The sequence below is a fragment of the Tropicimonas sediminicola genome, assembly GCF_900188335.1.
Taxonomy (GTDB): domain Bacteria; phylum Pseudomonadota; class Alphaproteobacteria; order Rhodobacterales; family Rhodobacteraceae; genus Tropicimonas; species Tropicimonas sediminicola.
In genome coordinates this window covers 299,837-313,714 of record NZ_FZOY01000002.1, presented here as the reverse complement: position 1 = coordinate 313,714, position 13,878 = coordinate 299,837, and the positions used below count along the sequence as shown (strand labels likewise).

Below are 13,878 nucleotides of genomic sequence, written 5' to 3'. Positions count from 1 at the left end.
CCAAGACCACGGGAGCCGCGCCAATGTCGCTTCTTTCACGCCTGTTCGGCGGCGGTGGGTCGGCCCCAGAGGTCGAACCCGAAACCTACAAGGGGTTCCGGATCCTTCCGGAACCCATCAAGGAATCCGGCGGGCTCCGGGTCTGCGCGACGATCGAGAAGGATTTCGACGGCGAGACCCGAAGCCACCGGCTGATCCGCGCCGACGTCTGCAACAACGAGGACGAGGCGCGCGAGATCTCGACCGCCAAGGCCAAGAAGCTGATCGACGAACGGGGCGACGCCCTCTTCGGCTGAGCCGTCAAATTCCTTGCATCAAAAGCGCTTGAGTGGCGATGCGCATTTGATGTGGCCATGATAAGCGTTACACCGAGTGCACCGGGTGGACCGCACGGCAGGCTCGCATTTTCGTGCCATGGAGTGCCGTGGATTTCCACGTCGGACTGCTTCCCTTTGACGAAGGAGGTCGGGAAGATGACACAGCGTAAAATTCTGCTCTCGATGGCCCTGGTATTGGCACTTGCGCCGCAGGTGTCGGTTGGTCAGTCCGTCCAGCGATTGTCCACGGCCAGCGGCCTCTCGGCGATCGGTCCCGGCCCCACGTTCGAGGTCTGGACGCGGGCCGGCATGGGCAAGGCGGATTACTTCTGCGCGGCGGGCGATTTCGCAAAGCGGCGTCTGGGGGCCGACAATTCCGACACCCTGACGGTCGTCAGCGGACGGGCTCCCAGCAAATACGCGGCCAATCGCGAAGCCTTCACCTTTGCCCTCGGGGCGGCGGGCTCAACCTCTTCGGTCGGAGAGATGGTCGCAGGGCCGCGCACCGGGCAGACCTCCAGCGTCAGACAGGCGCGCGTGCTGTGCAGCCAGGCGCGTGTCAATCAGGACCGGGGCAAGTAAGTCAGGGGGCTGCGCCCTGGATGGCGCGGCGTCCCCGGTTTGGAAGCGGGGCTGCAGGGCAGGCCACCAAGTCGTTTGACCATGAACCATATCTTCGAGATCGAGACCCGGGGTCCCGGGCTCTACGAGTTCACGCCTGACCTCTCGGCCTGGCTGGCGACGCTTCCACCGCGTGACGGATTGTTGACGCTCCTGGTGCGGCACACCTCCGCCTCGCTTCTGATCCAGGAGAACGCCGATCCGGAGGTGCAGGACGACCTCAGGGAGTTCTTCCACCGCCTCGTGCCGCCGAGCAACGATCCCTCCATGCGCTACCTCCGGCACACCTACGAGGGGCCCGACGACATGCCCGCGCACATCAAGTCCGCGCTCCTGCCGGTATCGCTCGGCATCCCGGTCATTGGCGGGCGCATGGCTCTCGGCACCTGGCAGGGGGTCTACCTCTTCGAACATCGCACCCGTCCGCACCGCCGCGAGGTCGCCGTTCACCTGGCTTGATCCGCTGGATGAAGCCGCCATGACAAGTGGCAGAAAATCCTGTGGAATGACCCAATATCCGGTATGTGGACAAATCCTCTACCCAAGCCATGGCCGATTCCCTATAGTCGGTCCAACAAGAGGGGGAGCACCCCCGGGAGCAGAGGTAAGGGGGACGCGATGCGCTGCCCGTTTTGTGGAAATGTCGACACCCAGGTGAAGGACTCCCGCCCGGCGGAAGATCACGTGGCCATCCGGAGGCGGCGCTTCTGTCCGGCCTGCGGCGGCCGGTTCACCACCTACGAACGGGTGCAATTGCGCGACCTGGTCGTGATCAAGTCCAACGGACGGCGCGAGGATTTCGACCGCGACAAGCTGGAGCGCTCGATCCGGATCGCGCTGCAGAAACGCCCGGTCGAGCCGGAACGCATGGACCAGATGATCTCCGGCATCGTGCGGCGTCTGGAGAGCATGGGCGAGACGGACATTCCCTCCAAGGTGATCGGCGAGATCGTCATGGAGAGCCTGGCCCGGATCGACACCGTCGCCTACGTTCGCTTTGCCAGCGTTTACAAGAACTTCCAGGCTGCGGACGATTTCGACAAGTTCGTCAGCGAGTTGCGCCCGAACCTGCCGCCCCAGGAATAGGCATGCAGGACATGGCCGCGATCGATCGCCGCTTCATGGCGATGGCGCTCGGTCTCGGCGCGCGCGGGCTTGGCCAGGTTTGGCCAAACCCGGCGGTCGGCTGTGTCATCGTCAAGGATGGCCGCGTTCTCGGGCGTGGCTGGACGCAGCCGGGCGGCCGCCCCCATGCCGAGACGGAGGCGCTGGCCCAGGCCGGCGACGCGGCGCGCGGCGCCACCGCCTATGTCACGCTGGAACCCTGTGCCCATCACGGCAAGACCCCGCCCTGCGCCGAGGCGCTGGCCAAGGCCGGCATTGCTCGCGTCGTCAGCGCCCTGACCGATCCCGACCCGCGGGTGGCGGGGCAGGGGCATGCGCGGCTCGCCGATGATGGTGTCGAGATGACGACCGGTGTGATGGAGGCGGAGGCTCGGCGCGGCAACGAGGGATTCCTGAGCCGCATCACCCGCGGCCGCCCCCATCTCACGCTGAAGCTCGCGACTTCCTTCGACGGGCGTATCGCGACCGCGACCGGCGAGAGCCAGTGGATCACCGGCCCGGAGGCACGGAGGGCGGTTCATGCGATGCGCGCCAGCCACGATGCCGTGCTGGTCGGGGCGGGGACAGCGCGGGCGGACGACCCGAGCCTCACGGTCCGCGGCCTCGGCATCGACCGTCAGCCGGTCCGCATCGTCGCCTCGCGCCGGATTGACCTGCCGACAGACAGCCGCCTCTTCACCCGGATCGAGGAAGCCCCCGTCTGGATCTGCCACGGCCCCGATGCCGATGCGGAGCGCCACGCTGCCTGGGCCGGGCGCGGCGCGCGCATGATCGAGGTGTCCGCGAACGGCGGCCGGCAGATCGATCCGCTCTCGCTTCTGCAGGCGCTTGGCGCGGCCGGCCTGACGCGGGCCTTCTGCGAAGGCGGCGGGGCGCTCGCGGCCTCGTTGCTCAATGCGGGGCTGGTGGACGAGTTGGTGACCTTCACTGCGGGCATTGGCCTCGGGGCAGAGGGCCAGCCGGGGCTTGGCGCGATGGGGCTGGATCGCCTCGCGGAAGCGCCGAGGTTTGCGCTGGACCGGCTGGACCGGATCGGCCCGGACGTGCTTGCCCGCTGGCGTCCGGCCGAACGCGCCACTACCTGACGAGCTCGCCGCAGGGCCCACGATTTTTCGTGCGAAAAATTGCCCAACGCCTACCGCCAGAGCGCGGCTCGGCTGGCGAGCAGGCCCTGCAGCCTGGAGAGAGAGCGGTTGAACGGTCCGGGCTTCGGCAGCGTGCCGCGCGCCAGACGCTCGACCACCACTTCGGGCGGGCAGGGCAGGCCGCTCACCGGGTCGCGATAGCGGGGGTAGGCGATCAGCGCCGCATGGGCCAGCGCGGCGAGCGAGGGGCGGGCCATCCGCCGTGCCGGCACCGGTCCGAGATCGCGGGTCAGGCCCCAGCCGGCGTAGAACGGCGCGCCGAGGCAGGTGACCCTGCGCCCGCGCAACAGCGCTTCGAACCCCATCAGCGAGGTGAGCGTCCAGACCTCGTCGACCTCTGCCAGCAGCGCGGCGGCATCGCCCTGCCGGATCACCGCATCGGCAAGGGCTTCGAGCTCGCTCGACGGCACCGCGCCCGGGCGCAGCCCGGCCTCGACATCGGGATGCGGCTTGTAGACCAGGACGGCGTCCGGGTTGGCCTCGCGCGTGGCGCGCAGCAGGCCGAGGTTGTCGCGGATCTCCCCGCACCCGAGACGCACCGAGGCATCGTCCTCGACCTGGCCGGGCACCAGGATCCTCCGACCCTCCGGCAGGCTGGGAAGGGCCGCGGCGGCGAGGTTGTACTTCGTAAGCCCTGCCTCGGTGAGGCGAAGCACCAGCCGCTCGGCCCGGCGGAGCCCCTCGGGCGGCAGCGCCGCGGCCCCGGCGATGAGCATCTCCAGCCGGCTTTCGCGGGTGGGATCGTAGTAGATGCCGAGGTCGTCGGCGACCAGCGACAGCGGCGGCACCAGATCCGCCCCGAGCCCGCGCGAGCGCAGGAACCCGTCCTCGACCCGGATCAGCGGCACGTTGGCCCGCTCGGCCGTGTCCTGCAGGTCCGGCCCCACGCTGCCTGCCCAAGCGAGCACCGGGCAGCCGTCCTTCCGGGCCTGCTTGCTGGCCGATCCCGCGTCGCGGAACCGCAGCCGGCGCGTCCCGCCGAAGAACTCCTGCAGGGTCGGCCGTTTCCAGAGCCGCATCCCCGTCGCCACATAGCCCGCACGGTCCTCGCGATAGGCCCGGACCCGGGCCTCGAGCCCGTCGATCGCCTCTTCCAGCGTGCAGAGCTGGTCACGGCAGGGATCGTACCAGGTCGGATAGAGGATCATCGCTCCGGCGAAGAGCTGCGCCCGGGTGAGGCGCCGCTGGCGTCGATAGACGGGGCGCACGTCCTCCGTGAGGCCCCAGCCGGCATAGAAGGGCTGGCCGAAGACCCGCGGACGATGCCCGGCGAGGATGGCCTCGAAGCCGAGCTGCGAGGACACGGTATAGACCTGCACCGCGCCGTCGAGCAGGTGCCAGGGCGAGACCGGACCGGTGCAGACCTCGATGCCCTCTGGCAGGTCCTCCGGGTCGAAATGGCCCGGGCGATGGCCGGCGGTCGTCTCGGGATGGGTGCGCACGAGGATGCGGGCGCCGGGATTGTCGAGCCGCGCCTCCGTCAGCATCTCGGCAAAGCTTGTGGCCGAGGCGCCGGCGTGGCGGATCGAGGCATCACCGCGTGTCTGATCGATCACCAGGATATAGCCGGGCGCGGGCGGTTCCAGGTCGGGGTCGAAGGCGTTGTACTTGCTCAGGTGGCCGCGGCGCAGCCTCTCCGTCGCCTGCCGGGCGCGGTCCAGCAGGGCGGTATCGTCGAGCGGTTCGTTGGCGAGGATCTGCTCGAGGTCGGAGGGCTGGGCGCTGTCGAAATGGACGCCGGAGGTGTCGATGTGCAGCCCGATCGGCGGCTCACCGGCGCGCCCGAGGTGGACGGAGCGGAGGAACGGGTCCTCTATCCGCAGGAGCCGCGCGCCGCTGCGTGCCGCCATCGCCTCGCCCCGCGCGGCGGTCGGGCTGTGCCCCCAGACGCCGACCCAGTCCTCCGGGCCGGGGCGCCCGGTGGTGATCTGCCAGCCGGCGAGCGACAGGATGCGCCGCAGACGCCGGTTCAGGAAGCCGCCGTTGTAGACGAAAAGCCGCCGCGGAGCGGTCTCCGCGGCGGCATCGATGGGGGAATGCTCCACGTGCGCGGCCTAGTTGCCGGCGAGCTGGGAGTAGTTGGCGAAGGGCGTCAGGCTGCCGGTGACCGCCGAGAGCGTCTTCTGCCAGCGCACGAAGGGCGCCTGCGTGACGTAGAGCGTGTCGTCGTCGCGGATCGCGAAGTCGCGGGCCTCGAACATGCCGTTCGGCTCGGTCAGGTCGAGCACGTAGACCATGCGCTGATCGCCCACGAGGTCGTTGCGGCCCAGCACGGCACGCGCGATGGACTCGGGCTCGTTGCGGAACACGAAGACGCCGGTCGGGTCGGCGAGGTTGCTGTTGAGCCCGCCCACCTGCGCGATCGCCTCGATGGCCGAAAGGGTCTGGGTCTCGAAGCGGATGCGGTTCTGGGAGCCGGTCGCGCCGAGGACCGAGAAGGAGCGGGTGTCTTCCTCGACCAGGATGCGGTCGCCGCCGCGCAGGGCGATGTCGAGCCGCGGATCGGCGAAGAGGTCCTGGAACCAGACCTTGGACTGGTGGCTGCCGCGCATCACGGTGATCTGGGCGATCTCCGGGGTGACGGTGACGCCGCCGGCTTCGGCCAGCATCGCGGAGAGCCGCCGGGTGGGGCGCTCGATCGGGTAGACGCCCTGCGAGGCGATGCCGCCCATGACCGAGACCGTTGCGCCGTCGCCGGCGAGCCGGGTGACGATCACCTGCGGGTCCGGGGTCTGGGCGTCGAGCTTCTCGGTGATGATCTGGCGGAGGCGTTCGGGGGTGTTGCCGGCGGCGCGGATGCGCCCGGCATAGGGCACGAAGATGAAACCCGAACCGTCGACCTGCACTTCCTCGAGGGCGGTCGCGGCCTGTCCTGCGCTGGAAAGCAGACCGTCGTCGACGTTCTCCCAGACCGTGAGGCCCAGTGTATCGCCCGGGCGGATCGTGTCGGAGCCGACCTCGCCGGCGTTCAGGAACTCGCTGGAGAAGCCGAGCACCGGGGTGACGGAAGTGGCGCGGGTGACGCGGTCGTTCACGGAGACGACGAAGGCATCGCCGTCCTCGAGGACCGAACCGGAATAGATTTCGGATTTGCTGGGGCCGGATCGCGGCAGCGCGCAGCCGCTGGCAACCGATGCCAGCAGGCACAGGGCCAACGCCTTGGCCCAGCGGGATTGTCTCTTGGTCACTGCTCGGGCTCCTTGGACGGATTTGTGCCTCAAGTTTTGCGGACAAACCTACAGCAGACCGTGGAAAAGGGAAGGCCGCCGCGCAGCCGGACGGCGAGTGTTGCGCCGGCGCCGCGCCCGTTCGCGCAACGGGCGCGCGATGCAAAGCTCACTTGACGAGCCGGAGCTGTTGCCGGGGCGCGGAGTTGCCGGAGGCGAGGGCGTCATAGGGGTCCTGCGGGGCGAGGATCATGTCCAACACTTGCCGCAGGAGCTCGCGCCGGCCGCGCGCGGAGTAGAAGCCGCCGGTGACCTGCGAAGTTTCCAGCAGGTAGGAGCGATAGGCGCGGTAGGCGCGGCTGTCGGGGCGGGCGGGGGCGGCAAAGAACGCTTCCAGCGGCTGATCGGAGACGAATTCCGGCTTGTCGTAGACCGCCGCGCCGAAGCTGCGCAACGGCAGCCCGCGCCAGAGCACCTGCTGTCCGGCGGTGGAGTTCACCGTGACCGCGCTGCGGGCGTGATCGAGCAGCAGTGCGAGCTTGCCGCCAGGCACGAAATGCACCCGCTCGGAGACGCCTGCCTCTGCGGCGAGCCGGGCGATGTCCGGCCGGAGCGGGCTGCGCCCGTCTTCCAGCGGGTGCGCCTTGAAGACGAGGTGGTGATGCCGCGGCGCGCCGGCGGCGAAGGCCTCGATGCAGAGCCGCAGGAACGCCTCCATCGTCTCGAACGGGCCATGGGCCTGGAAGCTGGAATCGTGTTCGAGCTGGAGCAGGACGAGGTGATAGGGCGCGCCGGCACGCAGGATGGCGCGGGTGGCGAGGTGGCGCTCCAGCCGGTGCGCCGGCAGCAGCAGGAGCCGCTTGAGGTGCAGCCGGAATTCCTGCTGCACATTCAGGGCGCGATGCGGGCGAAAGCCGGCGTAGCGGCGGTTCCGGAACATGACGTGCCAGTGGTAGAGCGCGCCGAACCAGATGTGCTGTCGGGTGTCGCCCCAGTGGCTGGGCGGATCCGGCAGGTCGGGGTCGGAATGCGCGAGTGCCGCCCGCATCGCCTCGACGCCGAGCTGCATCAGCCGGGAATGGCCGTTGGAGCCGCCGCGCTCGTAGGTGACCCAGTAGGGGCGCAGGTAACCCTCCTCGAAGACATGCACCGTCAGGCCGCGCGCGCGGGCCTGCCGCACGGCCTCGGCGTGAATCGGGCGGATGTCGCCATAGAGCACCAGGTCGGTGATGCGCTTGTCGTCCAGCAGCGCGGCGCAGCGCGCGGGCCAGGCATCCGGGCTTTCCGCGAAGGGCAGGTAGCTCCGCCCGTCAGGCCAGAAGGCCGCGTCGCCCGCGTTGAAGCCGACCCGCCAGACCTCCGCCCCGGCGGCGCGCAGCATGGCGCCGAGCTGGCCGAAGAACGGCCCGTGCGGCCCCTGAAGGAACAGGAACCGCCGGTCAGGCGCGGGGGCGTCGTCGGTGGGCGTGCCGGGATGTCTCATTGCCCGGCATCTATCGCGCCCCCGGCGGCGCCTGTCACGCCTTTCCTGCGTGCCGGGGCGAGATATGCGGTCCGCGTGCCGGCCTGGCCTCGACCCGGGCGGGAGTGACGGTTTGGCGCTTGCCGCCGGTCCCGCGCGCCGTTACCTCACGGGAAAGCCATGAAGGAGTCCCCCATGTTCACCGGCATCGTGACCGACATCGGCGAAATCCGGGCGCTGGAGCGCCGCGGCGATCTGCGGGCGCAGATCGGCACAAGCTACGACATGGACACCGTCGACATGGGCGCCTCGATCGCCTGCGCGGGGGTCTGCCTGACGGTGGTCGACAAGGGGCCGGACTGGTTCAGCGTCGACATCTCGGCCGAGACCGTGAGCAAGACCAACATCGGCGACTGGACCGTCGGCGGACGCATCAACCTCGAGCGCGCGCTCAAGGTGGGCGACGAGCTCGGCGGGCACATCGTGTCGGGCCATGTCGACGGGGTGGCCGAGGTGATCGCCATGGCCCAGGAGGGGGACAGCACCCGCGTCACCTTCCGCGCGCCCGAGGCGCTCGCCAGGTTCATCGCGCCCAAGGGGTCGGTGGCGCTCGACGGCACCTCGCTGACGGTCAACGAGGTCGATGGCCGGGATTTCGGCATCAATTTCATCCCCCACACCAAGGAAGTCACGACCTGGGGCCGGGTGAAGACGGGCGACCGGATCAACCTCGAGATCGATACGCTCGCCCGTTACGTGGCGCGGCTGGCCGAGGCCGGCTGACCTCGGTCCCCGCGCTTCCACCGGCGGAGCGCACAAAGATTTCATGCCTCCGGCGGGGGTATTTCCGCCAAGAAGACGCAGAAGCCGCTCGGGGCGGTTGAAGATTGCCCGCGTGACGGCTTATCTGAGCGGCACCAGAGCAGGAGGTTCCGCCATGATGCAGCAAATGCCACGTCCCGTCCGCGATATCGAACCCAAGGGGGCGCGGCGGCTCGGCGATCTGCCGGACTGGGATCTCAGCGATCTCTACACCGCGCCGGACGCCCTGGAGCTGAAGCGGGACATGGACTGGCTGGAGCAGGCCTGTCTGAGCTTTGCCGAGGATTACGAGGGCAAGCTCGCCGCGCTCGACGCCGCGGGAATGCTGGAATGCGTGCTGCGCTACGAGAAGATCGACGTGATCGCCGGGCGCATCATGTCCTTTGCCGGGCTGCGCTACTACCAGAACACCACCGACCCCGAGCGGGCGCAGTTCCTCGGCAATTGCCAGGAGAAGATCACCAATTTCACCACGCCGCTGGTCTTCTTCAGCCTGGAACTGAACCGGATCGAGGACGAGGCGCTGGCCACTCTGCTGGCGGAGAACGAGGATCTGCACCGCTACAAGCCGATCTTCGACAAGCTGCGCGCAATGAAGCCCTACCAGCTCTCCGACGAGTTGGAGAAGTTCCTGCACGATCAGTCCACCGTCGGCGCCGCGGCCTGGAACCGGCTCTTCGACGAGACCATGGCGGGGCTGCAATTCGAGGTGCAGGGCGAGACCCACAGCCTGGAATCGACGCTGAACTTCCTGACCGAGAAGGACCGGGAGCTGCGCGAGGCTGCCGCCCGCGAACTGGCCCGCGTTTTCTCCGAGAACCTCTCGCTCTTTGCCCGGGTGCACAACACGCTGGCCAAGGAGAAGGAGATCGAGGATCGCTGGCGTGGGATGCCGACGCCGCAGACCGGCCGTCACCTGTCCAACCAGGTCGAGCCCGAGGTGGTCGAGGCGCTGCGCAACGCCGTGGTCAACGCCTACCCGCAGCTCAGCCACCGCTACTACGACCTCAAGCGCAAGTGGCTCGGGCTGAACGCGCTGGAGGTCTGGGACCGCAACGCGCCGCTGCCGATGGAGGACACCCGGATCGTCGACTGGGAGGAGGCGAAGCAGACCGTTCTCGACGCCTATGCCGGGTTCAGCCCGCGCATGGCCGAGATCGCCGCGCCGTTCTTCGAGAAGGGCTGGATCGACGCCGGGGTGAAGCCCGGCAAGGCGCCGGGGGCCTTTGCGCACCCGACTGTCGTCGACGTGCACCCCTACGTGATGCTCAACTACCTCGGCAAGCCGCGGGACGTCATGACGCTGGCGCATGAGCTGGGCCACGGCGTGCATCAGGTACTGGCCGCGGGGCAGGGCGAGCTGCTGGCCTCCACGCCCCTCACCCTGGCCGAGACCGCGAGCGTCTTCGGCGAGATGCTGACCTTCCGCAAGCTGCTCGACCAGGCCAAGGACAAGGCGCAGCGCAAGGTGCTGCTGGCCGGCAAGGTCGAGGACATGATCAACACCGTGGTCCGGCAGATCGCCTTCTACGATTTCGAATGCAAGCTGCACGAGGCGCGCCGCCACAGCGAGCTCACCCCGGACGAGATCAACGCGCTCTGGATGTCGGTTCAGGGCGAGAGCCTCGGCCCGGCGTTCAGCTTCATGGACGGCTACGAGACCTTCTGGTCCTACATCCCGCATTTCGTCCATTCGCCGTTCTACGTCTATGCCTATGCCTTCGGCGACGGGCTGGTGAACGCGCTCTACGCGGTCTACGAGGAGGGCGATCCGGGCTTCCAGGAGAAGTATTTCGAGATGCTCAAGGCGGGCGGCTCCAAGCATCACACCGAGCTGCTGGCGCCCTTCGGTCTCGACGCCACCGATCCCGCGTTCTGGGACAAGGGGCTCGCCATGATCTCCGGCATGATCGACGAGCTGGAGGCGATGGAGGACTGAGCCCGGCTCAGATCCCGCAGGCCTCCAGGATCTGCTTGCGAAAATCCCCGGTGCCGGTCATCGGCGCCTGGAACACCACATCGCCGGAGCTGCTGGTCAGCTCCAGCGTGCTTCCCTGGGCGAACTCGCGCAGCACGGTGTCGCTGGTCTCCAGCCGGCCGACAAAGGCCTTGTCGGCCTCGTAGTAGAAGCCCGAGATCGGGTGCTTGGCGCGGTTGCCGCCGGACAGGACGATCCACATCATCATGTCGTCCGCCGTGTCGTCGGCGTTCTTCATTCCCGCGTGCGGCCCGCCCGTGAGCACCAGCGACAGCCAGGTGCCGGTCGTGCGGTTGCAGCCGAGCGTCAGCGTCTTCTCTCCCACCGTGATCAGGCCGCCCGCGCTCTCCCCGTTGGTGGCGATCGCCGAGGTCCAGGTTTGCGCCTCGGCGGCGGGGCCGGCGGCGAAGAGCAGGGGGAGGAGAAGGGAACGGAGAGAAACGCGCATCGGAAAAGCCCTGTGGTCCGGATTTCGACGGGCGCCGGCCTCCCGGCACCCGCGTTCCCAGACACATAGCATCCGGGCGACGATTCGCCATCCGCGCCGGCTGGGGGCTAGTACGGGTCGAAATCGACGAGACCGTAGTCGAAGCTCTCGAGACGGTAATCTTCGATCCTGAGCGTGAAATCCTCGGCCCGGAGCAGCGTGTCGCCCTTGCGGTAGAGCAGGTCCACCTCGTTCTCCCGCACCCCTTCGAGAGTAATGATGTCGAACTCGGTGAAATCGGTCACCCTGTCGTCGCCCGCCGAGATGATGAAATGGTCGCCGCCCTTGCCGCCGGTCAGGATGTCGTTGCCGGTGCCGCCGGTCAGCGTGTCGTGGCCGCCGCCGCCGATCAGCCTGTCCGCCCCGGCGTCACCGAACAGCCGGTCGTCGCCCGTGCCGCCGACGATCCGGTCGTTGCCGCCGCCGCCGCGCAGGCTATCCGTGTCGCCGCCGCCAATCAGCGTGTCCTTGCCGCCGTTGCCCTCGATCGTGTCGGCGCCGCCGCCGCCGTCGAGCCGGTCATTTCCCTTGCCGCCGTAGATCACGTCAACGCCGCCGCGGCCTGTGATGTCGTCGCGTCCGCCCAGCCCCCTCAGCACGTCGTTCCCCGCGCCGCCGTGCTGGACGTCGTCGCCGTTGGTGCCGGTGACGCGGTTGCCGGTATCGTCGTCGATCAGGGTGAACTCTAACGTCCGCGGGTTCACCTTGTAGGCGCGAATGCCATAGGCCGCGAAGCCGAGGTAGAAGTCCTCGGACAGCGTGTCGAACACGGCCTTGTCGTCGGTCAGCACCGAGTTGGCCTCCGGGCTCTTGAAGCCCAAGGCCAGAGTGTTGGCCGTGAACGGCACGGGATAGTCGATCTCGACAACCCTGCCGTCGATCGCAAGCAGCTTGGTGCCGTCCCAAAGCTGGGAATAGTCCGAACCGTCCACAGCAACCTTGTTGGCGCCGCGCCCGGAGGTCTCTATCAGGGGAAGCGTTGCCCGGTCGGGCTTCAACTCGTCTCCCACGAAACGGAAATCGGCATCGAGCCGGGTCAGGAAATAGATCATTCAATGCCTCGAAGGTATACGCCCCCGAGGCGTATCACGAAAAGGCACTGAAATCTCTTCCGGAATTCTGGACCGGCGGATTAGTCCAGCTCGGTCCAGGGCCAGGGCTTCACCTCGCTCGCGGCGGTCTGGTAGCGTGCCGCCTTGGCGATCCAGATGCCGAGGTCGGTGCCGAAATCGGCCAGCCGCTCGTTCGGCTTGCGGTGGTTGAGCAGCATGATGATCAGCTGCACCACCGTCGCCACGCCAAGCACCGTCTGGGCGATACCGATCATGAAATAGATGATCAGCATATAGACCAGCCGCAGCAGCAGCGGCTCCTGCGGGCCTGCGTCGGGCTGCGGCCCGTGCAGGCGGCCGTCGATGTCTTCGTTGCGCATGGGGCGGCTCCGTGTCCGGGACGGCCCGACATTAACGCCTGTGCCGCAACGTTCAACACCTCGCAGCGGCCGGCGGCGTCCGGGCGGGCTTGGCAGCGGGCAGGGCGCGTGGTTCTGTGCCGGCCGCGGCGACAGGGGGCGATGCGATGCGGGTTTTCGGGAAATGGCTGGGGCGGGTGCTCTTCGGGCTCGCGGTGCTGCTGGCGGCGTTCCTGGCCTTCGCGCCCGGATACGTGGAGCGGGGCCGCAACGCGGTGGCGCCACACGATCCCTGGCCGGTCAGTGCCGAGGCGCAGGCGCTGCACCAGACGCTGCTTGTGGGCGACTGGCACGCCGACAGCCTGCTGTGGAAGCGCGACCTGCTGAAGCGCGCGTCGCGGGGGCAGGTGGACCTGCCGCGCCTGATCGAGGGCAATGTCGGCCTGCAGGTCTTCACCGCCGTCACCAAGAGCCCCGCGGGCCAGAATTACGAGGCCAACGCGACGGACGCATTCGACAACATCACCGCGCTCGCCATCGGCCAGCTCTGGCCGGTGCGGACCTGGGGCAGCCTGCTGGAGCGTGCGCTCTACCAGGCCGAGAAGCTGCACCGCTTTGCCGAGGCGAGCGGCGGGCAACTCCGCATCATCCGCACGAAGGGCGACCTGGAGGCCGTGCTCGCGGCCCGCGCTTCGGGCGAGACGGTCGTGGGGGCGCTGCTCGGGATCGAGGGCTCACACCCGCTGGAGGGCGATCTGGCCAATCTCGACGCGCTGGAGGCCGCCGGGCACCGGGTGATCGGGTTGCAGCACTTCTTCGACAACGAGATCGGCGGCTCGCTGCACGGGCTGGCCAATGCCGGCCTCACCGATTTCGGCCGCGAGGTGGTGGCCGAGATCGAGCGTCGCGGCATGGTCATGGATCTCGCCCATTCCAGCCCCCGCGTCGCCGCCGAGGCGCTGCAGCTCGTCTCCAGCCCGGTCATCGTCAGCCACACCGGGATCTATTCCCATTGCGAGGTGAAGCGGAACTTCCTCGACGCGCTGATGGTCGAGGTCGCCCGCACGGGCGGCGTGATCGGCATCGGCTACTGGAAGGACGTGACCTGCGACGACAGCCCCGCGGGCGTCGCTGGCGCGATCAAGGTCGCCATCGATGTGGTGGGCGAGGACCACGTCTCGCTCGGCTCCGATTTCGACGGCTCCGTCGCCACCGCCTTCGACACGTCCGAGCTGCCCGCGCTCACCCAGGCCCTGCTGGACGAGGGCCTCACCGAGGCGCAGATCCGCAAGGTCATGGGCGAAAACATGGTCCGCGTGCTGCGGGCGCGCCTGCCGGAGTGA

General features: G+C 68.5%; 14 protein-coding genes. 8 read left to right on the top strand and 6 right to left on the bottom strand.

Annotated features, from left to right (window positions below; translation table 11 throughout):
• Window positions 1-23: 23 nt before the first annotated feature.
• The 5 genes from CHB86_RS05770 (at window position 24) to ribD (ending at window position 3,148) form a co-directional block, all read left to right on the top strand.
• Window positions 24-296 (top strand): HlyU family transcriptional regulator, encoded by a 273-nt coding sequence (locus CHB86_RS05770; protein ID WP_089232057.1) that lies wholly within the window; start codon window positions 24-26, stop codon window positions 294-296.
• 177 nt (window positions 297-473) lie between these two features.
• The gene (locus CHB86_RS05765) at window positions 474-899 is read left to right on the top strand and encodes a hypothetical protein (protein ID WP_089232056.1); all 426 of its coding nucleotides are present in this window, start codon (window positions 474-476) and stop codon (window positions 897-899) included.
• Window positions 900-980: 81 nt separating this feature from the next.
• Complete coding sequence (locus CHB86_RS05760; protein ID WP_089232581.1) at window positions 981-1,397, top strand: secondary thiamine-phosphate synthase enzyme YjbQ; 417 nt, start codon at window positions 981-983, stop codon at window positions 1,395-1,397.
• A 159-nt stretch (window positions 1,398-1,556) separates the two neighbouring features.
• Entirely contained in the window at window positions 1,557-2,024 is a 468-nt protein-coding gene (nrdR, locus tag CHB86_RS05755) for a transcriptional regulator NrdR (RefSeq protein ID WP_089232055.1), read from the top strand.
• Between the two features lie 11 nt (window positions 2,025-2,035).
• Window positions 2,036-3,148 (top strand): bifunctional diaminohydroxyphosphoribosylaminopyrimidine deaminase/5-amino-6-(5-phosphoribosylamino)uracil reductase RibD, encoded by a 1,113-nt coding sequence (gene ribD / locus CHB86_RS05750; protein WP_089232580.1) that lies wholly within the window; start codon window positions 2,036-2,038, stop codon window positions 3,146-3,148.
• A 50-nt stretch (window positions 3,149-3,198) separates the two neighbouring features.
• On the opposite strand, the gene CHB86_RS05745 is transcribed toward ribD, so the two are convergent.
• The 3 genes from CHB86_RS05745 to CHB86_RS05735 all read right to left on the bottom strand — a co-directional run bounded on the left by CHB86_RS05745 (window position 3,199) and on the right by CHB86_RS05735 (window position 7,858).
• Window positions 3,199-5,253, bottom strand: a complete 2,055-nt coding sequence (locus CHB86_RS05745) for a capsular polysaccharide biosynthesis protein (protein WP_245837766.1) — start codon at window positions 5,251-5,253, stop codon at window positions 3,199-3,201.
• Between the two features lie 9 nt (window positions 5,254-5,262).
• Window positions 5,263-6,396, bottom strand: coding sequence for a polysaccharide biosynthesis/export family protein (locus CHB86_RS05740; protein WP_089232054.1), 1,134 nt, complete (start codon window positions 6,394-6,396; stop codon window positions 5,263-5,265).
• Between the two features lie 148 nt (window positions 6,397-6,544).
• On the bottom strand, window positions 6,545-7,858 hold the full coding sequence (locus CHB86_RS05735) for a capsule biosynthesis protein (RefSeq protein ID WP_089232053.1): 1,314 nt from the start codon (window positions 7,856-7,858) through the stop codon (window positions 6,545-6,547).
• A 174-nt stretch (window positions 7,859-8,032) separates the two neighbouring features.
• Here CHB86_RS05735 and CHB86_RS05730 point away from each other — a divergent pair, with 174 nt between their 5' ends.
• The gene (locus CHB86_RS05730; protein WP_089232578.1) at window positions 8,033-8,620 is read left to right on the top strand and encodes a riboflavin synthase; all 588 of its coding nucleotides are present in this window, start codon (window positions 8,033-8,035) and stop codon (window positions 8,618-8,620) included.
• Between the two features lie 157 nt (window positions 8,621-8,777).
• Window positions 8,778-10,598 carry a M3 family oligoendopeptidase gene (locus CHB86_RS05725; RefSeq protein ID WP_089232577.1) on the top strand — a complete coding sequence of 607 codons (1,821 nt, stop codon included), beginning with the start codon at window positions 8,778-8,780 and terminating at the stop codon, window positions 10,596-10,598.
• A 7-nt stretch (window positions 10,599-10,605) separates the two neighbouring features.
• On the opposite strand, the gene CHB86_RS05720 is transcribed toward CHB86_RS05725, so the two are convergent.
• The 3 genes from CHB86_RS05720 to CHB86_RS05710 form a co-directional block, all read right to left on the bottom strand.
• Window positions 10,606-11,085, bottom strand: a complete 480-nt coding sequence (locus CHB86_RS05720) for a hypothetical protein (RefSeq protein WP_089232052.1) — start codon at window positions 11,083-11,085, stop codon at window positions 10,606-10,608.
• A 107-nt stretch (window positions 11,086-11,192) separates the two neighbouring features.
• Window positions 11,193-12,176, bottom strand: coding sequence for a calcium-binding protein (locus CHB86_RS05715; RefSeq protein WP_089232051.1), 984 nt, complete (start codon window positions 12,174-12,176; stop codon window positions 11,193-11,195).
• Between the two features lie 80 nt (window positions 12,177-12,256).
• Window positions 12,257-12,556, bottom strand: coding sequence for a DUF4389 domain-containing protein (locus CHB86_RS05710; RefSeq protein WP_089232050.1), 300 nt, complete (start codon window positions 12,554-12,556; stop codon window positions 12,257-12,259).
• A 146-nt stretch (window positions 12,557-12,702) separates the two neighbouring features.
• On the opposite strand from CHB86_RS05710, the gene CHB86_RS05705 reads away from it, so the two are divergent.
• A complete protein-coding gene (locus CHB86_RS05705; protein ID WP_089232049.1) occupies window positions 12,703-13,878 on the top strand; it encodes a dipeptidase in 1,176 nt (391 codons plus the stop codon).

Bases quoted from the DNA above. Each gene is read 5' to 3' on its own strand.
- CHB86_RS05770 (WP_089232057.1), top strand. From the start codon at position 24: ATGTCGCTTCTTTCACGCCTGTTCGGCGGCGGTGGGTCGGCCCCAGAG.
- CHB86_RS05765 (WP_089232056.1), top strand. From the start codon at position 474: ATGACACAGCGTAAAATTCTGCTCTCGATGGCCCTGGTATTGGCACTT.
- CHB86_RS05760 (WP_089232581.1), top strand. From the start codon at position 981: ATGAACCATATCTTCGAGATCGAGACCCGGGGTCCCGGGCTCTACGAG.
- nrdR (WP_089232055.1), top strand. From the start codon at position 1,557: ATGCGCTGCCCGTTTTGTGGAAATGTCGACACCCAGGTGAAGGACTCC.
- ribD (WP_089232580.1), top strand. From the start codon at position 2,036: ATGGCCGCGATCGATCGCCGCTTCATGGCGATGGCGCTCGGTCTCGGC.
- CHB86_RS05735 (WP_089232053.1), bottom strand. From the start codon at position 7,858: ATGAGACATCCCGGCACGCCCACCGACGACGCCCCCGCGCCTGACCGG.
- CHB86_RS05730 (WP_089232578.1), top strand. From the start codon at position 8,033: ATGTTCACCGGCATCGTGACCGACATCGGCGAAATCCGGGCGCTGGAG.
- CHB86_RS05725 (WP_089232577.1), top strand. From the start codon at position 8,778: ATGCAGCAAATGCCACGTCCCGTCCGCGATATCGAACCCAAGGGGGCG.
- CHB86_RS05720 (WP_089232052.1), bottom strand. From the start codon at position 11,085: ATGCGCGTTTCTCTCCGTTCCCTTCTCCTCCCCCTGCTCTTCGCCGCC.
- CHB86_RS05715 (WP_089232051.1), bottom strand. From the start codon at position 12,176: ATGATCTATTTCCTGACCCGGCTCGATGCCGATTTCCGTTTCGTGGGA.
- CHB86_RS05710 (WP_089232050.1), bottom strand. From the start codon at position 12,556: ATGCGCAACGAAGACATCGACGGCCGCCTGCACGGGCCGCAGCCCGAC.
- CHB86_RS05705 (WP_089232049.1), top strand. From the start codon at position 12,703: ATGCGGGTTTTCGGGAAATGGCTGGGGCGGGTGCTCTTCGGGCTCGCG.